This is a genomic window from Rossellomorea aquimaris (assembly GCF_020172085.1).
Lineage (GTDB): Bacteria > Bacillota > Bacilli > Bacillales > Bacillaceae_B > Rossellomorea > Rossellomorea aquimaris_E.
In genome coordinates this window covers 193833-220256 of record NZ_JAIVAT010000005.1, presented here as the reverse complement: position 1 = coordinate 220256, position 26424 = coordinate 193833, and the positions used below count along the sequence as shown (strand labels likewise).

At 42.8% G+C, this 26424-nt stretch carries 20 protein-coding genes; 12 read left to right on the top strand and 8 right to left on the bottom strand.

Annotated elements, in window-relative coordinates; genetic code table 11:
• Positions 1-14 precede the first annotated feature (14 nt).
• From LCL96_RS11345 to LCL96_RS11335, 3 genes are all read left to right on the top strand, one after another.
• Positions 15-884, top strand: coding sequence for a fumarylacetoacetate hydrolase family protein (locus LCL96_RS11345; RefSeq protein ID WP_224941584.1), 870 nt, complete (start codon positions 15-17; stop codon positions 882-884).
• A gap of 72 nt (positions 885-956) precedes the next feature.
• Entirely contained in the window at positions 957-1328 is a 372-nt protein-coding gene (locus LCL96_RS11340; RefSeq protein ID WP_224941583.1) for a YisL family protein, read from the top strand.
• A 169-nt stretch (positions 1329-1497) separates the two neighbouring features.
• Complete coding sequence (locus LCL96_RS11335) at positions 1498-4410, top strand: EAL domain-containing protein (RefSeq protein WP_224941582.1); 2913 nt, start codon at positions 1498-1500, stop codon at positions 4408-4410.
• A gap of 64 nt (positions 4411-4474) precedes the next feature.
• Here the strand turns inward: LCL96_RS11335 and LCL96_RS11330 are convergent, their stop codons facing one another.
• Positions 4475-5038, bottom strand: a complete 564-nt coding sequence (locus tag LCL96_RS11330) for a DUF2777 family protein (RefSeq protein WP_224941581.1) — start codon at positions 5036-5038, stop codon at positions 4475-4477.
• Positions 5039-5186: 148 nt separating this feature from the next.
• Here LCL96_RS11330 and asnB point away from each other — a divergent pair, with 148 nt between their 5' ends.
• From asnB to LCL96_RS11310, 4 genes are all read left to right on the top strand, one after another.
• The gene (asnB, locus tag LCL96_RS11325; RefSeq protein WP_224941580.1) at positions 5187-7043 is read left to right on the top strand and encodes an asparagine synthase (glutamine-hydrolyzing); all 1857 of its coding nucleotides are present in this window, start codon (positions 5187-5189) and stop codon (positions 7041-7043) included.
• A 345-nt stretch (positions 7044-7388) separates the two neighbouring features.
• Positions 7389-8915, top strand: coding sequence for a phytoene desaturase family protein (locus LCL96_RS11320; RefSeq protein ID WP_224941579.1), 1527 nt, complete (start codon positions 7389-7391; stop codon positions 8913-8915).
• The gene (locus tag LCL96_RS11315; RefSeq protein WP_224941578.1) at positions 8912-10414 is read left to right on the top strand and encodes a phytoene desaturase family protein; all 1503 of its coding nucleotides are present in this window, start codon (positions 8912-8914) and stop codon (positions 10412-10414) included. The genes LCL96_RS11320 and LCL96_RS11315 overlap by 4 nt, the downstream gene beginning before the upstream one ends.
• Positions 10380-11216: a phytoene/squalene synthase family protein gene (locus LCL96_RS11310; RefSeq protein WP_224941577.1), complete on the top strand. Its 837-nt coding sequence runs from the start codon at positions 10380-10382 to the stop codon at positions 11214-11216. The genes LCL96_RS11315 and LCL96_RS11310 overlap by 35 nt, the downstream gene beginning before the upstream one ends.
• Positions 11217-11321: 105 nt before the next feature.
• On the opposite strand, the gene LCL96_RS11305 is transcribed toward LCL96_RS11310, so the two are convergent.
• From LCL96_RS11305 to LCL96_RS11290, 4 genes are all read right to left on the bottom strand, one after another.
• Positions 11322-12710 (bottom strand): ammonium transporter, encoded by a 1389-nt coding sequence (locus LCL96_RS11305; RefSeq protein WP_224941576.1) that lies wholly within the window; start codon positions 12708-12710, stop codon positions 11322-11324.
• Between the two features lie 52 nt (positions 12711-12762).
• Positions 12763-13104 (bottom strand): P-II family nitrogen regulator, encoded by a 342-nt coding sequence (locus LCL96_RS11300; RefSeq protein ID WP_224941575.1) that lies wholly within the window; start codon positions 13102-13104, stop codon positions 12763-12765.
• 275 nt (positions 13105-13379) lie between these two features.
• Positions 13380-14735, bottom strand: coding sequence for an MATE family efflux transporter (locus LCL96_RS11295; RefSeq protein ID WP_224941574.1), 1356 nt, complete (start codon positions 14733-14735; stop codon positions 13380-13382).
• A 94-nt stretch (positions 14736-14829) separates the two neighbouring features.
• Positions 14830-16590, bottom strand: a complete 1761-nt coding sequence (locus LCL96_RS11290) for an alpha-glycosidase (RefSeq protein WP_224941573.1) — start codon at positions 16588-16590, stop codon at positions 14830-14832.
• A 282-nt stretch (positions 16591-16872) separates the two neighbouring features.
• On the opposite strand from LCL96_RS11290, the gene LCL96_RS11285 reads away from it, so the two are divergent.
• The 5 genes from LCL96_RS11285 (at position 16873) to LCL96_RS11265 (ending at position 23167) form a co-directional block, all read left to right on the top strand.
• Positions 16873-18147, top strand: coding sequence for an extracellular solute-binding protein (locus tag LCL96_RS11285; RefSeq protein WP_224941572.1), 1275 nt, complete (start codon positions 16873-16875; stop codon positions 18145-18147).
• A gap of 151 nt (positions 18148-18298) precedes the next feature.
• The gene (locus LCL96_RS11280; RefSeq protein WP_224941571.1) at positions 18299-19585 is read left to right on the top strand and encodes a carbohydrate ABC transporter permease; all 1287 of its coding nucleotides are present in this window, start codon (positions 18299-18301) and stop codon (positions 19583-19585) included.
• A 1-nt stretch (position 19586) separates the two neighbouring features.
• Positions 19587-20429, top strand: a complete 843-nt coding sequence (locus tag LCL96_RS11275; RefSeq protein ID WP_224941570.1) for a sugar ABC transporter permease — start codon at positions 19587-19589, stop codon at positions 20427-20429.
• Between the two features lie 38 nt (positions 20430-20467).
• Positions 20468-22006 (top strand): alpha-amylase family glycosyl hydrolase, encoded by a 1539-nt coding sequence (locus tag LCL96_RS11270; RefSeq protein ID WP_224941569.1) that lies wholly within the window; start codon positions 20468-20470, stop codon positions 22004-22006.
• A gap of 129 nt (positions 22007-22135) precedes the next feature.
• Entirely contained in the window at positions 22136-23167 is a 1032-nt protein-coding gene (locus LCL96_RS11265) for a LacI family DNA-binding transcriptional regulator (RefSeq protein WP_224941568.1), read from the top strand.
• A gap of 65 nt (positions 23168-23232) precedes the next feature.
• On the opposite strand, the gene LCL96_RS11260 is transcribed toward LCL96_RS11265, so the two are convergent.
• From LCL96_RS11260 to LCL96_RS11250, 3 genes are all read right to left on the bottom strand, one after another.
• A complete protein-coding gene (locus tag LCL96_RS11260) occupies positions 23233-24099 on the bottom strand; it encodes an SDR family oxidoreductase (protein WP_224941567.1) in 867 nt (288 codons plus the stop codon).
• Between the two features lie 333 nt (positions 24100-24432).
• Positions 24433-25785: a CoA-disulfide reductase gene (locus LCL96_RS11255; RefSeq protein ID WP_224941566.1), complete on the bottom strand. Its 1353-nt coding sequence runs from the start codon at positions 25783-25785 to the stop codon at positions 24433-24435.
• A 69-nt stretch (positions 25786-25854) separates the two neighbouring features.
• Complete coding sequence (locus LCL96_RS11250) at positions 25855-26346, bottom strand: YajQ family cyclic di-GMP-binding protein (protein WP_034763412.1); 492 nt, start codon at positions 26344-26346, stop codon at positions 25855-25857.
• Positions 26347-26424 lie beyond the last annotated feature (78 nt).

The following is a 26424-nucleotide window of genomic DNA, read 5'->3' as shown; positions in this document are numbered from 1 at the left end:
GGGGATGAACAGCGGTGAAATTCATTAGTTATAAGGTAGGCGGAAAGGAAACATTCGGGGTGGAACGGAACGGAAGAATCCTTGATTTAGCAGGGGTTATGGGGTTGCCGGGTGAATTGATTCAGGGGATTGAACGGGGAAATGATTTTCTGGAAAATGTGGATCACATTATTAATGAAAAAGGTCAGGACCTCCCTTCTTTTGATCAAAATGAAGTGGAATGGCTAGCACCGATTCCGAGAGTGAAGCGAAATATCATGTGTGTAGGAAAAAACTATCGGGATCATGCCATCGAAATGGGTGGTGAACAAGATATCCCTAAAAGCATCATGATGTTTACCAAAGCGACCAATACGGTCATCGGTCACAAAGAAACGGTGCTTCATCACGGCGATATCACGGAAGAACTTGATTATGAAGGAGAACTCGCCGTCATCATCGGAAAGAAAGGGAGAGGGATTTCTACTGAAGATGCAATGGAGTATGTATTTGGTTATTCCATTTTGAATGATTTGACAGCTCGTGATCTTCAGAAGAAGCACGGACAATTCTTCATTGGGAAAAGCCTGGATACAACTTGTCCGATGGGACCCTATCTTGTGACGAAAGATGAAGTCGATGATCCTCACAACCTGTCCATCATAACAAAGGTTAATAGTGAAATCAGGCAATCATCCAATACAGGAGAAATGATCTTTACTATTCCTACCATTATATCCACTCTGTCTAAAGGAATGACTCTTGAACCGGGAGATATCATTGCGACAGGAACCCCATCAGGAGTGGGAAAAGGATTCAAGCCTCCGCGTTTTCTTAAGAAGGGGGATATGGTGGAAATCACAATCGAAGGGTTGGGAATTTTGACAAATCCGTTACAGGCCTAGTTAAAATTTCTGTTGTTGTACAGACTGTGGTAATATTATGAGCGTAAACTATCTACCTGTAGGAGGTTCATTATGTTTGATACTACACATGCCCATATTACAACGTGGGTCGTTGCCATCATTCTTTTCTTTGTAGCCGTCGGCTTGCATAATGCAGGAAAGAACAAAGGCATGAAAATTGTACATATGATTTTACGATTATTCTACTTGCTGATCATTTTAACGGGTGCTCTTCTATTCTGGAAACATCAAGGAATCAATCCGGCTCTTTACGGCATTAAAGGTCTTGTCGGTATCTGGGTGATCGGAATGTTTGAAATGGTTCTCGTCCGCACGAAAAAAGGCAAAAGTACCAATATGTTCTGGATATTGTTGGTGGTCTCTTTACTACTTGTACTGTATCTAGGTTTACGTTTACCGTTAGGTTGGCGTCCATTTGCATAATGGTTGGAGAAGTTGACTCTATAAAGGGTCAACTTTTTTTATATTCATTACGGCTTTAGAAAGGTGATCTGTGGGATGCTGACGGGGCCATTTCTATATAAATGAATATCCAAATCTGTCGAATTGTGGTATTTTGGTAGAAACGATGTCTATCAAGTAGGTGTAGAAAATGATAAAGTCCTTTCAACTCATATATCATGACGAGCACTCCCTAAGCGAATTCATAAATAAGCATGATTTAGACCAACACCCTCATCTTTTGATCCAGGCCTTTGTCGGGGATTCCCCAATTGCGGTCATCGAAGAACTGCAAAGTCAAATCAATCGGCTGTTACCCTACGGGACACTCATTGGCTGCAGTTCAAACGGTCAAGTGAACGATGGGCGGATTGTTACAGAGGTCGTCTTATCGTTTACGGTATTTGAGAAAACAAAGGTCGATTCGCTGTTACAAGAGAAAACAGATTCAAGTAAGCAACTAGGTAAACGGCTGTACGAAGAGATGAGGAAACCTGATACAAAGGTTTTTATTGTTTTTTCCAGTCACTTACAGCTGGGGGTTCAGGAATTCCTGGAAGGTGTTTCTGAGGAAGGAAATGAAATCGTCATCGTCGGAGGTGTTTCGTCTGACCTGCCGAATAAAAGACCGACCTATGTATTCACGAATCATGGAATATCACCCGACGGATTCGTAACGGCGTCTTTGAGTCATGAAGAATTATTGGTTCGTTCCAATGCCATTGAAGAATGGCAGGAAGTCGGCCCGACGTTCAACATTACGAAGGCAAAGGGGAATATTCTTGAGGAAATGAATGACGTGAAACCCATTCGGATCCTCGAAACCTATTTAGGGAAGAGGTTTGTAAAGGATCTACCGGACTCATCCATCGAATTCCCATTTCTTTTGCAGGAATTGAAGAAAAAGATGGCAGTCTATATCATAAATGTACTTCCAAATGGAAGTGTGGAACTGAGTCATGAAGTGAGAGTGGGGGATAAGGTATCCTTTGGATTTGTAAGCGTGGAGGATTTGATTTACTCCACTACGAAACTTCTGTCCCAATTGAAACGCCATCCAGTGGAAGCCCATTTTGTCTATCATTGTGTTGCAAGAAGAAGATACATACGTGATGTAACGGACCAGGAACTCACCTATTTCAATCGTATATCACCAGTGAGTGGATTCTTTACTTATGGTGAATTCGGGCAGAGGGACGATAAAGTGAAACTTCTGGCCCATTCCTTAACGTATCTTGGTCTGTCAGAAGGGGTACGTGAACCCATCCGGAATATGAAGGTGGATTTTCAGTTAACGCCTGATTCCGATGTCATGATGTCGTTAACCCACTTAATCAATACAGCAGAAAAGGATATCAAGGAACTGACGCAAAATATCCAAATCTCAGAGGAGTACTATCGGTCACTCTTCGATAATAATACAGATTTTGTTTATAGTACGGATCTGAGTGGGAGATTTAATTCACTCAACCCTTCCTTTATAAAAACCTTTGGCTACACGAAAGAAGAGATTCTTGGGAAGTCAGCCCTGCAATTTATCAGGGAAGAAGACGTGGGGCGTGTGAGAAGACATTTTTACCGTGCGATGGACGGGAGAGAGCAGTATTATGATCTTCCGATTGCCTCCAAAAACGGTGAAGTCAATTTCTTTCAAATCAAAAATATCCCCATCACCGTTGATGGAAAGTGTGTAGGGATCTTCGGGATAGGTAGAAATGTCACGAAAGAGCGGCAATTCGAGAAGAAGATTACACAGCTTGCCTATTTCGATGGTGAAACAGATCTTCCCAATAAAATGAAATTCAGAGAATTAGTAGATGAACATATTGAGAGGGCCAACAAGAAAAAAAGGGAAATGGCTGTTTTATTCCTGGATATGGACCGTTTTAAGATCATCAACGATACTCTCGGGCATTGGGCTGGGGATCTAATCATTAAAGAACTTGCCCTGAGGATCCAGGGCACTCTGCCTAAAGGGGCATACTTGGGGCGATTCAGTGGAGATACCTTTACGGTTCTGCTCACGAAAGATGTGAATGAATCCTCTATTTCAGCTATCACAGAAGATATATTGAAAACGATACAGGCACCTTTCACGTATAAAGGCAAAGAGTTCTACATTTCAGTCAGCATAGGCGTAGGTATTTTTCCGCGGGATGGTGAAGAGTCGACCGATTTGTTGCGGAACGCCGATTCTGCTCTGACATGGGCGAAATCAAAGGGTGGGAATAATACCGTTTACTTTTCCAAGGGGATGAAGGAAGAGAATACCCGCAAGGTTGAAATGGAAGCACATTTGCGGAAAGCGATAGAGCGGGAGGAGCTGTTCGTCGCGTTTCAGCCGATTATTGACATTTCAAATCAATCGCTTATCGGCTGCGAGTCATTATTAAGGTGGCAGCACCCCTTATGGGGATTAATTTCCCCAGCTGAGTTCATTCCGCTTGCAGAAGAAACGGGACTGATTTATGACATTGGAAAATGGGTGCTGGTGGAATCCTGTTTACAGCTGAAGAAATGGTTAGATCAACAAAATGCGAAGTTTTATATTTCCGTCAATGTGTCTGCACAGCAGTTCCAGCATCCTACATTTCACTGTGATGTGAAAGAAGCATTATTACTATCCGGACTGCAGCCTGAATACCTCTGTTTGGAATTAACAGAGACGATCATGCTCCATGATGCGGCTCATACCATCGAAGTGATGAGATCACTGGCTGAATTGGGAGTGAAGCTTGCAATTGACGATTTTGGAACAGGTTATTCATCACTCAGTTATTTAAAGCACCTTCCTCTTCATATTCTGAAGATTGATCGTTCCTTCGTACAGAATATGAGTGACCATACACCCGATGTAGCGATTGTTCAGTCGATCGCCACAATGGGGAAAGGTTTGAATATGAAGGTTGTGGCAGAAGGTGTGGAAACAATGGAACAATTAGAGCTTCTGGACCAGCTTGGCTGCGATTATGCACAAGGATATCTTATTGAAAGACCCATGACGCTGGATAATATGAACACCTATTTAAAGAATCTGCACCTTGTGACCAGTCAGGATTCTTAACATAACAAATGCCTGTCGATAGAGCTGACAGGCATTTGTTATTTTTTTTGAGTATGTTGGCAAATCAAAGGTTGAAACTTTCAATTACGATGCGTCTACCTGTACTCAGGGTGAATTCGAAGCGATCCCGTTTCTTTTTATAATAGGTGAAGTGATGCTGAACGGCACACACTTCGACACCGTTATCGAAGGTGATAAAATTCACGCCTTCTTTGATTTTTTGGTTGCCGAGGAACACAAGGTGATTGTGGCAAAAGATACTATCATAGATAGAGTAACCCAGATTATTCAGTGCCGTTATAAATTGATGAAAGGCATCATCAGAAATTTCTTCTAATAAATTCTCCAACGAATACAATATATTCTTCTTTATTTGAATTCGATCGCCATTCTCGATTCTAATTCGCTCATAAGGTGTGACAATGATACCGTCTTCTAAGAGAACACCGGAGAGCCAGTCCCCATCTCTATACACTTTTAATTCATGATTGAGGTAAAATTCGAGCTCGGATTCTTCCTCTGCATCGATTTCGAAAAAGAACCACGTATCCTCTTCGAATAATGCAGTGCCTTCGGAAAAGGATCTTTTTTGGGATTTTAAAATGTTTGATCGAAATATGTTGCTCAAGTGAATATCCCTCCTTAACTACATTTCTTGTCATAATTATCATATTTCATTCATGTAAAGATTGATTGAGACAATTAACCATTTATGGCTGTGAGCATAGAATAATTTATGTGTCAGTGAGCCCAGTTTGTTTGACGAGAAAGTGAGGATGATCACCATGTGCGGAATTACAGGTTGGATCCATTATAAACAAGATTTGTCGAATCAAAAAGATGTTGTTGAAAAAATGGCAGAAACCCTTTCTAAAAGAGGGCCGGATGAAACGAACGTGTGGATGGATCGACACGTTGCCTTTGGCCATAAACGATTGATCGTAGTCGATCCTGCAGGTGGAAGGCAGCCTATGAGCCTTCAACATAACGGCCATCTCTTCACCATCTGCTATAACGGAGAATTATACAATACAGAAGATTTGCGAAAAGTACTTATTGAAAAGGGTTATGCCTTCAAGGGACATTCTGATACGGAGGTGTTATTAACCTCTTATATTGAGTGGAGGGAGGAATGCGTTCATCATTTAAATGGTATTTTTGCCTTTGCGGTATGGGACAGTGAGAAGGAACAAGTATTTATAGGAAGGGACAGAATGGGCGTAAAGCCTTTATTTTATTTCGAAAAGGATGAAGGGTTATTATTCGGTTCTGAAATAAAAGCTTTGCTTGCTCACCCCGATGTTCGGCCCCAGGTGGATCTTCAAGGTTTAGCGGAAGTGCTGGGTCTCGGTCCATCCCGCACTCCTGGAAATGGTGTGTTTAAAGGAGTGAAGGAGCTGCGTCCGGCCCATGCCATGATCTTCTCGGAAAAAGGGGTCAATAGTTGGAGGTACTGGAATGTGAAAAGTGAGGAACATACCGATTCCTTTATAGAAACAGTCTCTAAAGTACGCTTTCTGCTTACGGATGCCATTCAGAGGCAGCTTGTGTCCGATGTTCCTCTTTGCACATTCTTATCTGGAGGACTGGATTCCAGCGCGATTACGGCAGTGGCAGCAAATCGTTATAAAGAGGAAGGGAAAGGGAATCTCCATACGTATTCCATTGATTATGAGGAAAATGATCAATATTTTAAAGCGAACGATTTTCAGCCGAACTCAGATGCACCTTGGATTGAAAAGATGACGTCGGAATTTGATACGATCCACCATCGCTGTGAGATCAGTCAACAAGCGTTAAAGGATCATCTGATTGAGGCGGTTCATGTAAGGGACCTGCCGGGAATGGCCGATGTTGATTCGTCTCTCCTATGGTTCTGCCGGGAAATTAAACAGGACTTCACGGTGGGACTTTCCGGAGAATGTGCAGATGAAATCTTCGGTGGATATCCATGGTTCCACAGGCCGGAAGACTTTAATCGCAGAGGCTTCCCGTGGATGCGCTCCACAGCTGAACGTCAGGGCCTTCTAAAGGAAGAGTGGAGTAAGAAACTGAATCTGGAGGAATATGTCCTCGAGCAATATGACCGCACGGTTGCGGAAACCCCTTTGCTTGAAGGGGAGAATGAAGTGGAAACCAAGAGAAGACAATTATTCTATTTGAATCTTCTATGGTTCATGACGACATTATTAGATCGGAAGGATCGCATGAGTATGGGAGCAAGCCTTGAGGTCAGGGTACCGTTTGCAGACCATAGACTTGTCGAATATGTGTGGAACATTCCGTGGGAGATGAAAATGCACGAAGGAAGAGAAAAAGGCATCCTCAGAAAGGCACTGGAGGGAATACTGCCTCATGAAGTCCTGTATCGAAAGAAAAGTCCGTACCCGAAAACCCATCATCCCGTGTATACGAAAATGGTCAGTGATTGGTTGAATGAGATACTTGAAGACCAATCAAGCGTCCTGTATGAATTGTTTGATGAAGAGAAGCTGAAAGAAATTGTCGCAACGGGTGGAGCCGCCTTTGAAGTACCCTGGTACGGCCAACTCATGACCGGTCCGCAGTTACTTGCTCATCTTGCCCAGATCCATGTGTGGTTCAAGGATTATAATATCGAAATCGTGGAATAGGGCATCGGTTCATTCCGATAAAGAGAATTAAGAGAACGGTACAAACATAGATTTAAAGTAATAATGATTTGAAAAGGAGGCATAGTAAAAAGAGAAATCTCTCTTTACTGTGTCTCTTTCTTCTTTCAAGTTTTGAATGAACGTCGTTGTTTAATAGCAGCAACATAGAACGGAAAGAGTCCCGATGGCGGTTAATCAGTGTTTCCAATGGGGAGGACAAGCTCATTAGAATGAAAGAAGACGATCATCTTGAAAAAAACAGTTTGAAGGTTCATTCTGGTGGAAAACGATTGTATAAGTGTTGTATAATAATTGTACAAATAAATGATATTGGAGGCTATCACAATGGCCAAAAAGATAATTGTCATCGGCGCAGGTCCCGGAGGATTGGCTGCAGCGATGCTCCTTGCCAGTAAGGGATATAATGTAGAGATATATGAGAAGCAATCATTTGTAGGAGGGCGAAATGGCTCTGTCACGATGGATGGTTATACGTTCGATATCGGACCGACATTCTTAAGTATGCCGGAAATTGCAGAAGAATTATTCGAAGCTTCAGGAAGAAATCTTCATGACTATGTGGATTTAAAGGAACTCTCTGTAATGTATGAACTTATATTTACCGATAAAAAGGTGCAAATGTATAAGGATCCTGAACAATTATCCAGGGAAATCGAGCGTCATTATCCTGGAAACTCAGAAGGGTATAAGCGTTTTATGAATGATACCCGTAAGAAAATGACCCGTTTAAAACCGATTTTGCAAAGCCCGATGGATAGATATTATCAATATATCAGCTGGAAGGTTTTGAGAGCACTTCCTCAATTGTCCCTGGGTAAATCCCTTTATAGTGTGTTAAGTGATTATTTTACGGACCATGAATTGAGATTGGCGTTTACTTTCCAATCAAAATACTTAGGAATGTCCCCCTGGGAATGTCCGGGTGCTTTCTCCATACTGTCATTCATGGAGCATGAATACGGGATCTTTCACCCCATCGGCGGCTTGAACCAATTATCAAAAGCCATGGAGAAAGTCGTGAAAGAGCATGGCGGTGTGATTCATCTCGGTGAAGGGGTCAGGAAATTGTGGATTGAAGACGGAAATGTCGTGAAAGGAATCATGACAGAGGACGGGGAGAAGATCGAGGCAGATGAAGTCATCATCAACGGGGACTTTGCGCATGTGATGAGTAACCTGGTTGAAGATGGAGTATTGAAGAAATACAGTAAAGAAAAATTGAAAAAGAAAAAATATTCCTGTTCTACTTTTATGATCTATCTGGGAGTCGACAAACAATATGATCTTCCCCACCATAGTATTCTATTTGCTGAGGATTATAAGAGGAATGTTGAAGAAATTACGGAGACCTATACGCTTTCCGGTGATCCTTCCATTTACATTCAAAATGCATGTGTAACGGATCCTACCTTGGCTCCCACGGGACATTCCACCTTGTACATCCTTGCACCGGTACCGAATAATATAAGCGGTATTGATTGGTCAGAGAATGAACAAACCTTCCGGGAGCTTGTTTTAGACCTGGTTGAGCGTAAAGCGGGCTTGGAAAACATCCGTGATCATATCATGGTTGAGAAAATCATCTCTCCCCATCATTGGGAATCAGAATTCAATATTTATGAAGGAGCCACCTTTAACCTTGGTCATCAACTGACTCAGATGATGGCTCTCCGCCCTCATAACAAATTTGAAGAACTGGAACATTGCTGGTTAGTCGGAGGGGGGACGCATCCTGGAAGCGGCCTGCCGACGATCCTAGAATCAGCAAGGATTTCGACCAATATGCTGATGAATGAGGATCCGTCCTATTCATTCATGGAAGGACAAACGGCGATGGAGGAAGCTTTATGAAAGTAGCCGTTGTAGGGTCTGGTATTGGTGGACTGATATCTGGACTGTTGTTGGCAAAGGATGGTCATGATGTCACAGTCTATGAGAAAGAGGCGACCATCGGAGGACGTCTTGCTTTTATACAAGAAGGGGAGTACAAGATTGATAAAGGGCCGACCATCGTTCTATTACCTGAAATGCTCCTTTCCATCTTGACGGAGGCTGGAATTGACACGGGCGAAATAGAACTCGTCCGCTGCGACCCCCTTTATGATGTCCATTTTACCGATGGGCTGACATATACGAAGTATGCTGATGTCGATAGGCAATTTGAAGAAATCAAGAAAAAATTCCCGGGAGATGAAGAAGGATTTCTTCGTTTTATGAAGGATATGGATGAACGATTTACAATCGGGCAACCTCAGTTCCTGGAATCGTCCTTTTTGAAAATGAGGGATTTTCTCAACCGTAAAACGATGAGTTCATTGTTTAAGTTGAAAGCTTACCGGAATGTGATGGGGAATTTAAAGCATTATTTTCAGCATGGGAAACTGCAGACAGCTTACGGTTTGCAAACACTTTACATCGGTGGGGATCCTTACAGCACACCTGCTATTTACAGCCTTGTTTCCTTTAGTGAGCACAAGCACGGCATCTACTATATCAAAGGCGGATATGCGAGTTTGCTTGATCATCTCAGGAAGGCGTGCGATAAGAATGGCGTTGTGATTAAGACCTGTACACCTGTTTCTGAAATAGAGACCTCGGGTGGTAGAGCAACTCATATCGTTCTTGGGGACCGGCGTGAAAAAATCGAATCCGTCATTATCAACGGTGATTTTCCCACTGCATCTACATTAGTGAAGAAGAAGGCACCGAAATCCTATAAGCCTTCATCAGGCTGTGTGCTTTTGTATATGGGGGTCGACGGGAATTATGATGATAAAAGAATGCATCAATTTTATTTGAATGAAGATTTCTCTGGGAATATGAAGGATATTTTCAAGAATAAGAGAATTCCTAAAGAACCATCATTTTATGTATTTAATCCTTCCAAGGTTGATTCTACACTAGCTCCTGAAGGGAAAAGCGTCCTATATGTCTTGATCCCGGTTCCAGTTTCAGATGAAATAGACTGGAAATCAGCTTCAGAATATCTTTCCAATCTTGTATTGGATACAATGGAAGAAAGGGGATACGCTGACTTGAAGAAACGGATTTCGTGGATAAAGATCAGGACCCCGGAAGACGCGGTTCAAGAAGGGCTATATTCAGGGGGAAGCTTTGGGATTGCGCCAAGTTTAGGACAATCCGGGCCATTCAGACCCCAAGTACAACCGTTTGCGGAGAAGAATATCTTTGCGGTCGGTGCATCCATCCATCCAGGTGGAGGAGTTCCGATTGTCATGCAGGGCGCAAAACTAGTTGCAGAAGCCTTTAAAGACCAGTATAAAATCGAATCTGAAAGGAAGGATGTGTCCTTGCATGAGCAGGATTTCGGAAGCATACGATCAATGTGAAAATATTATTAAACTGCATTCTAAAACGTTTTACAGAGCATTTTCCCTACTGCCGAAAGACCAGAAGAAGGCGGTTTGGGCTGTATATTCATTTTGTCGTAAGGTAGATGATATTGTTGATGAAGGCATGAGCCCTTCAGAGGAATTAAGTCAATTCGAGGTGGAATTCGAATCCTTTTTAAAGGGGGATTATAACCAGAATGAACTGATGTGGGTCGCATTGGATGATGTGTTCAAGCGATATAACATGGATGTTCAATCCTTCAGGGACATGATAAAAGGTCAAAGGATGGATCTTGGTGAAAGAGTGTATGTGAAAATGGACGATGTCCTTGATTATTCTTATCACGTAGCAAGTACTGTTGGGTTGATGCTCCTGCCGATTCTTGCTCCTGGGAAAGAACAGTACTTAAGAGAGGATGGCATTCATCTCGGGTATGCTATGCAGCTCACCAATATACTGAGGGATATCGGTGAAGATCTGGAGAGAGGCAGGTTATATATTCCCCAGGATTTATTAGTGAAATATGAATATACGATTAACGACCTGGTTGAACATAGAGCAAACGAAGCTTTTTGTTCCATATGGGAAGAGATGGCCGAGCTTGCTGAGGATTATTACGATAAATCTTTTCGTACTATGCATCTCTACCCGGTGTATTCGAGAACCCCTGTAAAGGGAGCTGCCTTATTATATCGTGCGATTCTGGATGAGGTTAGGGGTAATCATTATAATGTGTTTTCCAAGAAGCACTTTGTGTCTCGGGATGCAAAAGAGAAAATCATTTCTTCTATATCTTAAATAAGCTCGTATGGAGGCTGTTGGAAAGCCTACCATATGAGCTTATGTTTGAATATCGAACATTTTAAACAAAAAAAGAGCCGCTAAAAGCAGCCCTTCTATTCATTAAATTGTGTTTCGTTGATTCACTCTATCGCTCATCTGTCCTGAACCAATTGAATTCAATCGTTCTACTAAATCAGAACCGAATGGAGAAACGGAAGAAACGTTTGATTCCAACACAGTGTCCTTTAATTCATAAGCATTGGATCCATGTTCTGTAAAGTCAAGTCCTGAAAGCTCTTCTTCACGTGATACGCGAATACTTGATACTCTCGTTACGATGTAGAGAAATCCCCCGACAGTGATGGATGTCCAGGCAATGACAGCGATGACGCCGAGTGCTTGAGTAGCTAAGAGTGTTGCGCCTCCTCCATATAATACCCCATTTTGAACATCGAACAATCCTACTGCCACTGTACCCCAAACTCCACAGATCCCGTGAACGGCAATTGCTCCGACAGGGTCATCGACTTTCAATTTCGAATCGATGAATGTTACAGCTTCTACCAGGATGACGCCAGCAATAAGTCCGATGATGAGAGACCCGACCAGGGATACATTGGCACAGCCGGCAGTGATACCGACCAGTCCACCGAGGGCACCGTTTAGAGTAAGGGATGGATCGATCCGTTTATATCTGAATAACGTGTAAAAAGCGGATGAAAGGATGGCGGCAGATGCTGAGAACAATGTAGTCGTGATGACCTGCGGCACAAGAGTAGGATCGGCTGCCAGGCTGCTGCCCCCATTAAATCCGAACCATCCAAACCAGAGAATGAATACACCGAGTGCGCCAATTGGTATATTATGACCTGGTATGACATTTACTTTCCCTTTGCTGTATTTACCGACACGTGCACCAAGGAATAATACAGTGATGAAGGCACCGACTGCGCCGGTCAGATGGACGACGGTAGAACCGGCGAAATCGACGAATCCAAGCTCTGAAAGCCATCCTCCTCCCCAAACCCAATGACCGACGATAGGATAAATGATTCCTGTCATGGCGATGGTCAGAAGAATATAGCTTTTAAGCTTCATTCTTTCGGCAACAGCACCGGAAATGATGGTTGCACAAGTAGCAGCGAAAACAGACTGGAATAGGAAGAAGCCGATGTCTTCACGTCCTGAGAGGAAGAAGCTATCCAATCCAATGATCCCACCTTGAGTCCCGCCAAACATGAAGGCGAATCCAACGATGAAATACAAGACAGAAGCAATGGCTACAGTTAAGAAGTTTTTCATCAAGATATTAAGAGAGTTCTTGGCCCGTGTGAATCCTGTTTCAACCATTGCAAATCCGGCGTGCATAAAGAATACGAGTACGGCCGCGATCATGACCCATAAGGAGTCAACGGAAGCTTGAACAGACTCAGCAGTAGGGGATGCTGCAAATGCAGTAGTGCTCACGAATAATGACAAAAATGACAGAGCAGAAATTTTTTTAATCAATGATATCCCTCCATAATTGGTTTTACCTTGGCGGTTGTATTAAACAAGAGTTTTATAAAACAGCTTTTTTCCCTCTTTCCCCTGAACGGATTCGAATCACTTCCTCAACAGGATAAATAAAGATTTTCCCATCTCCCACGGTTTCGGTACTGCAATGTTCAACTATGAGATCGATGATGTCTTCCACTTGAGTGTCGTCGACGATCATTTCCACTTTTACTCTTGGGACTAACTGCAGTTCGAATTTATTTCCTCTGAAGATCCCTTGTTTTCCTTTTTGTTTCCCGCACCCTGCTGCTTCCGATACGGTCAAACCACTAAATCCACGAAGACATAATGCTTCCCGTAGAGACAGAAATGCTTCTGCACGGATAATTGCTTCCACTTTTTTCATCGTTATTTCCTCCTTTTTAAAATGTTTATTGAATACGCCTCTTTGATGTTAGGTTTTATGACATGTATAAGTTATATTATTTATCATATTCAGAAAATAACAAAAGTTCAAGTATTAATTTGCTATGTAAGCGTTTTAATGTAAAAAAAGTTAACATTAAATAATTGAACGCGCTTTCAATTTGTTTTGAAAAGAGAAAAAGAGCCAACTCAAAGATAACAGAGCTGACTCTTTTGGGAACTTTAAAACACAGTGCCATAGGAAGGTCCGTCCCTCTACATGGCGTTTTTATCATTTTGGATGAACCGTTTGTGTATCCAAATCTTGGACCGCCAGCGTTTGAGCATGATGATGCCTCTTAGCCATTCGTCTGCTATGAAGGAAATCCAGATTCCGATTAGTCCGAGACCGAACCAGATTCCAAGGATATAGGAAAGAGTGACGCTGACTCCCCACATGGATAATACCCCCATATAAACTGGGAACCGGACGTCACCAGTAGCTCTGAGCGCATTGATGACCACAAGATTGAAGCTTCTACCTGGTTCGAGGATGATCGTCAGATAGATCAACACCTTACCAAGTGAAATGATGTCTTCGTTGCTTGTAAAGATCCGGAGAAGAGGCTCTGCTGCAAAGGAGAAAATTCCTGCCATGATGAGAGAGATGACAATGGCGATCTTTAAGCTTTTTAAGCACCGTTCATAGGCGTTGTCAAATTCTCTTGCCCCAATCATATGCCCGATGATGATCTGAGTTCCCTGACTGATGGCGACACTGAATAAGAAAATGAACATCATCAAGTTCTGGGCATATACCTTTGTCGTCAGGGCATTCGTTCCAAGACTTGCGATAAAATACGTGATGACCATTTGAGATCCGTTATAAGATAGGTGCTCTCCAGCAGATGGGATCCCAATCCGTAATAAATTCTTTACGTGTGAGACGGGAATATTGAAGAGTGACCTGAATGGAAGAGCATTTGGTATTCGTCTCCTTATCACGATGATACTTACGACGAATCCAATCAGTCTTGAGGTGATGGTGGATATGGCCACACCTTCCACACCTAATACAGGAACTCCGAAAGGTCCGAAAATAAATAAGTAGTTTCCGATCACATTGATGATATTCATGCCGATCGTGATATACATGGCGTCTTTCGTATAGCCATAGCTTCTCATGATGGCCCCTGCCGTCATGATCAGGGCCTGGATGAAAGCGAAGCCTCCTACAATTTTCAGATAGGAAGATGCTTCATTCATGAGAGAGACAGGTAGATCCATCGATAATAGGATCGGCTTACTGAAAAACACAAGGGCGATGCTTAATGCCAGACCGAATACTAGATTAACAGCAATGGAGACGATGGACACTTCGCCGGCTGATCGATTTTCGTCTGCTCCTAAATGCTGGGCAACCAGGATGGCCGTCCCCGTTGCAACAAATCCAAACATTACAATAATGAGGGAAAGGATCTGGTTGGATACACCGACGGCTGCAACGGAGTTATCCGAGTACTGACTCAGCATTAACGTATCTGCATTTCCCATCAGCATATGAAGGAAGATTTCAATGAAAATCGGCCAGGTCAAGGCGAAGAGAGTCATGTTCTTTTGTTTCTTACTCATAGGGGGGGCTCCTTTAATTGGCCGGGGCCAGACTTCTTAAATAGATAAGGGGACTAACCATAGAGGTGTAGTCCCTTCATTTATGAAAACTTTACTAGAATTGGAGGATGGTAAAACCGAATCCTTCCAACGTCACTTCGATTGATTCTGCCTCAGCTGCAAATTCTTCGTTACTCCAAAGATTCGTGATCTTCTTACCCTTGAGTTCAAAAGGTAATGTAAATGTGGTTGATTCTTCACTGCAGTTTAAAAGAACAAGCACGGTTTCATCTCCGTTTGATTTCGTAAAGGCAAGACAATGCTCGTGTATGTCACCTGGTAAGAAGGAAAGAGTTCCTTCATTACTGAGTAAAGGAAACTGTTTTCTGAGAGCGATATGCTTTTGGATATGTGCAAATAGTTCTTGGTTATGTTGATCTTCTTCCCAAGGAAAACATTTTCTGCAGCCGGGATCCTGAACGCCTGTAAGTCCAATTTCATCTCCGTAATAGATACAAGGTGTTCCCGTGAAAGTGAGCATGAACGTATATACTTGTTTAACTCGGCGAATGTCTTCCCCGCATTCTGTCAATACACGGGGCGTGTCATGACTTCCTACTAGATTGAAGTTTACTTCATTCACGTTTTTAGGATACATATGAACGACAGACGTCATATTCTCAATGAACGCGGCAGGAGAGATCGTTTGCTTGGCAAACAGATTCAAGAGATTTGTCGTAAATGGATAATTCATGACCGCGTCAAACTGGTCACCTCTTAACCAGGGCATGGAGTCATGCCAGATTTCACCCAGAATGTATACGTCGGGTTTTAAATTTTTGACTTCTTTACGGAACTCACGCCAGAAGTGGTGATCCACTTCGTTCGCAACATCCAGGCGCCATCCATCAATATCGAATTCATTGATCCAATAACGTCCGACCTCCAGTAAATAATTACGAACCTCTTCATTTTCAGTATTTAACTTCGGCATGGAAGGCTCGAATGCAAAAGTATCATAATTAGGAGGCTTACTCTCAATATCCAAAGGGAAGTCATGCACATGGAACCAATTACGGTAACGTGATTTTTCACCATTCTCAAGAACGTCCTGGAACTGTTCGAAATAGAATCCACTATGGTTAAATACGGCATCCAGCATCACTTTGATCCCGTTCTCATGACAGACCTTAATCAATTCCTTCATCGTCTCTTTTGTACCGAACTGTGGATCTATCTCAAAATAATCTATTGTGTCATATTTATGGTTGGAGTGCGCTTTAAAGATAGGGGTGAAATAAATTCCTGTGATTCCAAGGTCTTTTAAATAAGAAATGTTCTGAGTTACGCCTTCCAGGTCCCCACCGAAGAAATTGGTTGGTGTTGGATCTGTACTATTCCAAGCGAGTGCTCCTTCAGGATCATTATCAGGATTGCCGTTTGCGAACCGTTCCGGGAAAATTTGATACCACACCGTATCTTTCACCCAGGAGGGGGCATTGAACACATCAATGGAATTCAAGAAAGGGAAACAGAAAAAATCACCAATATCCTCAGATGGGGATTCGTTGAACCCTTTTTCTCCATAAAATATTTCTTCTTTTTCATCTTGAAGAAGAAATCCATATCGAAGACGCCTGTAGGGAGGGGTAATGGAAGCGAACCAATAGTCAAATAGATGATCCGTACCGGTCATCACCATATCCTTCCGATCGTACATCCATTTCCCGTCTTCCCATTGATAGGGATCACCGTGTAGGAGAGTGACAGAGGTTACGTCATTCTTCTTGGTGCGCAGACGGATGTGTAATTCTTTATTAGTGCAAGCGTATGCATAATTATCTTTCGGTCTATGATAAACAGCTTCCAATAGCATCGTGTTTCCTCCTCATGTTTATTTCAATTAAAGAGTATTCGAAACAGGGAGGGATGTCAATAAAACATATATAGAGGGATAAAGCGTTTTCTTTTTTCAGTGGATACTATAAAAAATTTTCGAAAAAGTATTGTCAAAAGGATTATAGTTTGTATAATAAGAGATAGGTTGTGCAATCGTTTTCACAGTGGATGTAAGCGATGTCTTTTGCGTTCTAGTGCAATCGTTTGTTCAATCTAAAATATGGATTAATCGTTTTTACCATACTTAGGAGGGGTCAAGATGAAGAAAGCGTTATCATTACTGATGGTAATCATGCTTGTATTAGGGGCGCTCGCTGCTTGTGGTCCAAACCGTGAGGAAGGATCCAGCGACAGCGGAGAGAAAAAGGCTGACGATGCAAACAAACCTGAAAAACTGGTTGTCTGGGAAGATCAAGAGAAAACTGGATGGCTGGATGAAGTAGGTGCCAAGTTCGAAGAAGAGACTGGCATCAAAGTTGAAGTGAAAGAAGTCGAAATGGCGACTAAAATGAAAGAACAATTACGTTTAGACGGTCCTGCGGGAACTGGCCCGGACGTTTTGACATTACCACATGACCAAATTGGTGAACTTGCTCTTGCAGGGCATATTGCTCCTCTAGAAGTGGATGGGGACATTGAAAAACGTTTCACTGAATCTTCCATGACAGCTGAGAGTTATGATGGAAAATTATATGGTCTTCCAAAGTCTTCTGAAACGCCAGTATTTGTTTACAATAAGGCGTTAATGGATGAAGCGCCAAAGACAATGGATGAAGTATATACATTCGCTAAAGATTTCACGAAAGATGGAAACTACGGTTTCTTAGCTCTATGGGACAACTTCTATTTCGCACATGCACCAATCGGTGGGTTCGGCGGATATGTATTTGCTGAAAATGATGGGGCATTGGATGCGAAAGATCTTGGATTAAACAATGAAGGTGCTGTAGAAGGTACTGAATATATTCAAAAATGGTACACAGATGGATTATTCCCTAAAGGAATCATCGGGGAAAACGGTGGATCTGCACTTGACGGTCTATTTGGAGAAGGAAAAGTTGCTTCAGTCATGAACGGTCCTTGGTCTTTCCAAGGATATAAAGATGCCGGAATCGACATCGGTATCGCTGCTATGCCTAAGCTTCCAAACGGAGAGCCAATGAAAACATTCATGGGTGTGAAAGGCTGGCACGTGTCAGGCTATTCTAAAAATAAAGAGTGGGCTCAAAAATTCATCGAGTTCATCACTCAAGACGAGTATGCGAAATTACGTTTCGAACAAACACAGGAAGTTCCAACGAACCAAGGTTTGATCGACGATCCAGCGATTGCTGACAACCCGGGTGCAAAAGCGGTTGCCGAGCAATCACAATATGCGGTTCCAATGCCAAACATTCCTGAAATGGGAGAAGTTTGGGGACCAATGGCTGATTCACTTCAAACGGTTGTAACCGGTAAGCAAGAACCAAAAGCGGCTCTTGATGCAGCGGTGAAACAAATCGAGCAGAACATTGATGCGAATCACTCTAACTAATTATTAAACAATAGCGGTACCTTCTCATCCTGAGAGGTACTGCTATCCTTTTAAAGACCTATTCAAGGGCTTTTTAAGGAAATAAACACTTTTTTTCTTAAAAAGCTCTTGAAGCTTATCAAAATCGTGAACGTAGAAAGGGGAATATAGGATGGAGCAACAATCCTATCAAACAAAACATAGAAAAACAGCGCTGGCCCTTTCCCTAATCCCAGGATTAGGTCAGATGTATCATAGGCAGTTTATGAAGGGCGGATTTTTCCTGATCATGACAGCCGCCTTTATCCTTGTCTTCAGAGATTTGATCGGCTACGGATTATGGGGAATTACGACCCTAGGGACAGACGTCTCATACGGAGATCATTCCATTTTCTTAATGGTATACGGTATTTTAGCAATCATTGTATCTATTTTTGGAATTGGCTTTTACCTGTTCAATCTTCGGGACGCTTATAAGAACGGAGAAAAGAGAGACAGGGGAGAGAAACTTAGCACGATCCGTGAGCAGTACAAAAATCTGATCGACAATGGATTCCCATACCTTATTATGTCTCCTGGATTTTTACTGCTTGTATTTGTAGTCATCTTCCCAATTATCTTTGTTGTCCTACTGGCGTTTACAAACTACGATTTGTATCATTCACCACCGGCTAAATTGGTCGACTGGGTGGGGATTCAAAACTTTGTTGATATTTTCAAAATTGATATTTGGAGGGAAACATTCATTACCGTACTTGCCTGGACGCTCGTATGGACATTTGGAGCGACAACACTTCAGGTAGCACTTGGAGTATTTCTTGCCATCCTTGTCAATCAAAAGGATTTGAAAGGGAAAGCCATCATACGTACGGTTTTTATCCTGCCTTGGGCCATCCCGGCTTTCGTTTCAATTCTCGTTTTCGCCGGAATGTTCAATGAATCATTTGGTACAATCAACCGGGACATCCTTGGATTCTTCGGAATTGAAGGTTTACCATGGATGACCGAACCGATGTATACAAGAATTGCATTGATTTGTATTCAAGCCTGGCTGGGCTTCCCGTTCATCTTTGCCATGACAACAGGGGTGCTTCAATCCATTCCTGATGAACTTTATGAAGCAGCGACGGTTGACGGTGCATCGGCATTCCAGAAATTCAAAAACATCACGTTGCCCCTTGTTCTTTTCGCAACGGCTCCAATCATCATTACGCAGTACACGTTTAACTTTAATAACTTCAATGTTATTTACTTGTTCAATGGTGGCGGACCAGCTTTAACAGGACAGAACGCTGGTGGAACGGACATCCTGATCTCGTGGATCTACAGTTTGACGATGACATCCGCTCAGTATTCAAAAGCCGCGGCCATCACATTATTATTATCCATCATCGTCATCACGGTAGCGATATGGCAGTTCAAGAGAACGAAATCATTCCAAGAAGAGGATATGATGTAATATGAATATGAAGAGACAGAAACTCATACGTTTAACACTTTCATACGCAGTCATCGGAATCATGTTTGCCATCATTCTTTACCCGGTTGCCTGGATCATCGGATCTTCTTTCAACCCGGGTCAAAGTTTATCCGGTTCATCTATCATTCCGAAAAATGCTACATTGGCACATTATAAGGAACTATTTGACTTAGAAAAAAGTAATTATATGCTTTGGTACTGGAATTCATTAAAGGTCAGTTTATCTACGATGGCCCTTACCGTTTTACTTGTCAGTCTGACAGCTTATTCTTTCTCTCGATACCGTTTTGCAGGACGTAAAAATGGACTGATGACATTCTTGATCTTACAAATGATACCGAATTTCGCCGCACTGATTGCGATTTTCGTATTAGCATTATTAACGAAACTTTTGGATACTCACATTGGTTTGATCCTCGTTTATGTTGGAGGTCAAATCCCGATGAACACATGGTTAATGAAAGGGTATCTTGATACCATTCCGAAAGAGCTTGATGAATCAGCCAAGATGGACGGAGCAGGACATTTGAGAATTTTCTTCCAAATCGTCATGCCCCTTGCAAAACCGATTATTGCCGTTGTTGCACTGTTTTCTTTCATCGCACCATTCGCAGACTTTATCATTGCAAGTATTCTATTACGTTCAGAAAAAATGTACACATTACCGGTTGCCCTTTATGATATGGTGGCGAAGCAATTCGGAGCGGAATTTACTACCTTCGCTGCCGGTTCGGTCCTCATTGCCGTACCGATTGCCCTATTATTCCTGTTCTTCCAGAAATACTTCGTTTCAGGATTGACGGCAGGGGGTACAAAAGGATAATCTTATAGGCGTTACTAACAATTTTAGGAGGAGCGGAGATGAAAAGAAGAGTATTATCTCTCATTTTAGTCCCGTTTCTTCTTTTTTACGCCCTTCCGGTAGGAGCAGTTGAAAAAGAAGAACGAACATGGCAGGATGAGACCATTTATTTTCTGATGGTCGATCGCTTTAATAATGGGGATATGAGCAATGATAAGAACGTAAACACAGAGGACCCGAAGGCCTATCAGGGCGGGGACTTCCAAGGAATCATCGATAAGCTGGATTATATCAAGGACATGGGATTCACCGCCATTTGGCTGACACCGATCTTCGATAATCAGCCGATGGGTTACCACGGATATTGGATCACTGATTTCTACAAAACGGAAGAACATTTCGGATCCATGAAGACATTCAAAAAACTTGTGGAAGAAGCTCATAAACGGGACATGAAAGTCATGCTCGACTTTGTGGTCAATCATGTCGGTCCCGAGCACCCTTGGGTGAATGACCCTGAAAAAGCCGATTGGTTCCATGAGAAACAGCCGATGAATTTTAATAATGAAGAAAGTCTTCAGAATGCGTGGTTATATGATCTTCCCGATTTAAATACAGAAAATCCCGAAGTGAAAAACTACCTATTTGATGCTGCCAAGTGGTGGATCAAAGAAACCGACATTGATGGATATCGTCTGGACACAGTGCGTCATGTCCCTCAAGCGTTCTGGGACGAATTCAGTGATGAAGTGAAGTCTGTGAAAGATGACTTCTACCTGTTAGGGGAAGTGTTCGACCGGGATCCCCAAAAGATTGCTGCGTACAATGATGTAGGGATCGACGGCTTCGTCAACGTCCCTCAGGCTGAAGAAATGCGTACCGTATTCCAGAAGCCGGATACCTCCATGGAGCGGCTATTCAACTTTTGGAAATACAATGAAACCTATTATGACAATCCTTATCTAATGGGAACATTCATAGATAATCATGATATGGAACGATTTACGAGAATGATTGTTCAAGAGAAGCTATTCCCGGGAACAAGGTGGAAGCTTGCTCTTACGTATATGTACACTACCCCGGGCATTCCGATCATGTATTACGGATCTGAAATTGCGATGGACGGTGGCAACGATCCTGACAACCGCCGCTTTATGAATTTCCGGGCTGATGAAGAACTGATTGATTATATCAGTCGACTTGGTGAGCTTCGTCAACAATACCCATCATTGACGAGAGGGAATATCGAACCCCTCTACAACAAAGATGGCATGGGGATCTTTAAGCGCACGTACAAGGATCAAACAACCGTCATAGCCATCAACAATACGAGTGAAACGCAAAATATTCAATTAACGAAAGAAGATTTAGCGGATAATCATGAACTAAAAGGATTAATCGGTGATGACCTGGTACGGAGTGATAAGGATGGTAACTATCACCTCGTGATGGACCGTGAAGAGGCAGAGATTTATTTGCTTAAAGGCAAGAGCGGGCTGAATTATCCTTATCTATTTACACTGGGGACCATGTACTTCTTATTCTTTCTATTCCTCTATCTCGTTTGGAAGCGGGGGAAAGGAAAGAAGAAGCAATGAAATTCTTGCAGGGTACTAGATTAAGTCCCTGCTGTCCCTTTTATAAATAATAAATTGGAAGCGTTTTAATCTAATAGAAAGCATCCCGTGTCAGGGACTCGCTTTTTTCGAAAGAGGGAGGTGGAACGAATGGCGGTCACCATAAAGGATGTGGCTAAACTTGCAAACGTAGCACCATCCACCGTATCGCGGGTTATAGCAAACAATCCAAGAATAAGCGAAAAAACAAAACAAAAAGTACGGGAAGCAATGGAGCAATTGGGTTATCACCCTAACTTCATTGCACGGAGTTTGGCAAATCAGTCCACTCAAGTATTAGGTCTTGTTTTACCAGGTTCGGCGAGTACTTTTTCCCAAAATCCATTCTTTCCGACGGTATTAAGAGGGTTAAGTGAAGGGGCTCAAGAAAAACAGTATGCCCTTCAAATGTCGACAGGTCAATCCGAAGAGGAAATATATGATGGGGTCGTTCAAATGGTCCAGGGTGGACGGGTGGACGGGATCATCCTGCTTTACTCGAAAGTTGAAGATAAAGTGATGAACTACTTAAAAGATCGGAATTTTCCTTTTGTCGTCGTCGGAAAACCTTATAAATATTGTGAAGAAATTACACATGTGGACAATGACAACTACCGTGCGACAAAGGAAGTAACGGATTATCTCTTGGAGCTCGGGCATGAAGGCATTGGCTTTATCGGAGGAGATCTTAATCTCGTCGTGACAGTGGAGAGGTTGTTAGGATACGAAAAGTCCCTTAGGAATGCAGGGATCGAGATGAAGGACGAATATATCATTCATGAAGAATTTCTTCGTGAAGGGGGGCGTGAAGCCATTAATGAGCTCATGCAGCTGAATGAGCCCCCGACGGCACTTGTGGTGGCAGATGATTTAATGGCACTTGGTGTCTTGAATACACTCGATGAGATGGGCATCCGGGTACCTGAAGATATCTCCATTGTCAGCTTCAATAACGTACTTCTTGCTGAGATGTCCAGACCACCGCTCACGTCAGTTGATATCAACATTTTTAATCTTGGGAACGAGGCAGCGAAAAGCCTGATTCAAAAAATTGAGAACCCGAAAGAGCCGATCAAGAGAATCATTGTTCCGCATCATCTTGTAAAACGATGTTCTTGTAGTGAGCGTAAAGTGAATGAATAGTAAAAAGCGACTGAAAAGATGATGCTCCTAAGAAAGAGCATCATTGTCTTCAGTCGCTTTTTCTTTTATCCGTTAATGACGGTCCCGCCGTTGATATGGATCATCTGCCCCGAAACATAGCTTGAATCGTCGCTTGCCAGGTATACGTAGGCTGGTCCAAGTTCAAATGGCTGTCCGGCCCGGCCAAGCGGGGTGTTTCCACCAAATTCAGCAACCTTTTGAGAACTAAAGGTGGATGGAATCAGCGGCGTCCAGATCGGCCCTGGAGCTATTCCGTTCACCCGAATGCCGTCGGATGCAATATTTTCAGCCAGGGAGCGGGTGAAGCTGACAATGGCCCCCTTGGTAGAGGAGTAATCAATCAGGTCTTTATTCCCTTTATACGCCGTTATTGAAGCTGTATTGATGATGGATGCCCCTTTCTTAAGATGAGGTAGAGCAGCTCTCGTCAAGTAAAACATGGAGAATACATTCGTTTTGAACGTACGCTCAAGCTGCTCATCGCTAATATCCGTAAGCCCTGCCTGAGGATGTTGCTCCGCGGCGTTATTCACGAGTATATCAAGCTTACCGAACTCGGAAATCGTCTTATTCAGGATATCGTTGCAAAAAGTGGAGCTGCCAATATCTCCGGGGAAAAGAAGGCATCTGACTCCTTCAGCTTCTACCAATTCTTTTGTTTTATTGGCATCTTCATGCTCGTCAAGATATGAAATGGCCACATGGGCCCCTTCCCTTGCGAAATACCAAGCAACCGAACGGCCGATCCCGCTGTCCCCTCCAGTGATAAGGGCAATCTTCCCATCCAACTTGCCGCTTCCTTTATAGTTTTGATCTGTGTGAATAGGTTGAGGGTTCATTTCTCCCACCGTTCCAGGCTGGTGATCCTGATGCTGCGGGGGAAATGTTTGCTTTTGATTTTGCTGTGCCAATGAAAACACTCCTTTGTTGGTGGTTTAGGTTATCTTAGAATAGTGTTTACCCGGAAAAAATATTTATTAACGTGGTTTTTGGGAGGAGATGGAGGTGAGGTTGGATCAGGGAGGAGGTAGGATTATTTGAGTGTAAAAGAGGGGAAGGAATCCAGCCGAATCTTTGGAAAATCCAGCCGTTTCCCGATGATATCCATCCGGAATAGCAAAATATCCAGCCGTTTTCAGTGAAAATTCAGCCGTTTAACAATTTTTACCGATACCGACAACACCATTCAATCTGATTAAATCCCCCAAAAAAACAGGCCTCTGCAAAGAGAAGCCTGTTAGTTCCTATTTCTTATTCATCAATCCGGCACCTTTATATCCAATCATATTTAACAACCCTTTTGGAGAAGAAAAGGGAGGAGCGTAGCAGGTTTCGATCTCCTGAAGATCGGTAATCGTCAAACCACCGTAAATGGCAGTGGCAAGCGTGTCAATTTGTTTATCCACACCTTCTCCTCCTACGACATTTCCACCAAAGATCTTACCTGTATCAGGACAGAAATGGACGCGGACATATACGTCATGAGCCCCGGGATAATATCCTGCGTGGGACTTCCCTTTATGAACTGCTGTTTGATAGCAGTATCCTTTATCATGTAACTCTTTCTCATTCAGTCCCGTAGAAGCGATGGAAAGATCGAATACTTTCGCTATCGCTGTCCCAAGCATCCCTTTGAAAGGAATCGGATTTCCCGACAGGTGCTTCGCGACGATGTAGGCTTGCCGGTGGGCGGGCCAGGCAAGTGGAACTTGTTTCGGGGTTCCATCAATATAGTCAATGGATTCTACGACATCGCCGACAGCATAAATGGATGGATCGTCAGTCTGCATGAACTCATTACAGAGGACCCCACCCGAGTCCCCTAAGGATAACCCAGCTTCCTTAGGGAGATTATTGTTCGGCTTCACCCCTACGGAAAGAAGAATGAAATCAGACTGCAAGGTTTCTCCACTGTCAAGTTTCAGGGTGCATTCAGGTAACACTTCCTTCAGTCCGTCATTCGTGTACAACGTTACTCCATTCTCACTGATATGATCCTGTAGGGTTAAAGCAGTCTCTTCATCGATCGTGCTGATGACGTGCTCCGACCTTTCTACGACATTCACCTTCATTCCCAGATGAGTGAAGTTTTCTGCCATTTCCACACCGATGAACCCACCGCCAATGATGGTACAAGTTCCAGGCTTTTCGGTTTGTATAAACTGCTTGATCCTGTCCATGTCTTCAACGGTTCTCAGATGGAAAGCTGGGATTTGATGAAGGCAGGGAATGTCAGGAATAAAAGGAGAGGCACCCGTTGCCACAACCAGATAATCATATGTTTCTTCGTAATCCCTGTTACGATCATGATCCCTTACCGTTACAGATTTATTTTCCCTGTTAATCTGTAGCGCCTCGTGATGCATTCTGACATCGATCCTTTTTTTCGTATGTAACGTTTCTGGAGTGGCTGCAAAGAGACTTTCCCGATCTTTGATCACATCTCCCAAATAATAGGGCATTCCACACGCCCCATAGGATAAGTACGATGTTTTCTCAAGAAGGATGATTTCGATTTCGCTGTCGACTTTCCTAATTTGGGATGCCGTTGTGGCGCCTCCGCCAACCGCACCGATAATGATGACCTTTTTCTTCATGTTCTGCCTCCTAAACAAAAGAAGTCTAATGGAGTTATTGTACCCATTAGACTTCTTTGAAAAACCGTATTAACGGAAGTTTACGTATTGTACATCAATGGAGAGATCCGCTTCGCGAATGGCTGCGATGATTTTTTGAAGGTCATCTTTGCTTTTGCCTGTTACGCGCACTTGATCATCCTGCACTTGACTCTTTACCTTCACCCCGGAGTTTTTGATGATGGTGTTGATTTTTTTTGCATTGTCTTTGTCAATCCCTTGTACCAGTTTGGCGCGCTGACGGACAGTACCGCCTGATGCTCCCTCGAGTTTGCTGTAGTCAAGATTCTTTACCGGAACATTGCGCTTGATCAATTTACTAAGAAGGACGTCCTTCAACTGATTCATTTTGAATTCATCATCGGAAACGAGAACGATTTCTTCTCCGTCAAGCTTTATGTCGCTTTTGCTGCCTTTGAAGTCATATCGTGTTTGAACCTCTTTCAACGCGATTTGTATTGCATTGCTTACTTCAGACATATCCACCTTGGATACGATATCGAATGAACTTTCCTTTGCCATATGTAATCCCTCCATAATCTTTTCTCTCTTCATTATAGACAAGCTATGATGGTACAGACAACTTCTTTGGATGGATTG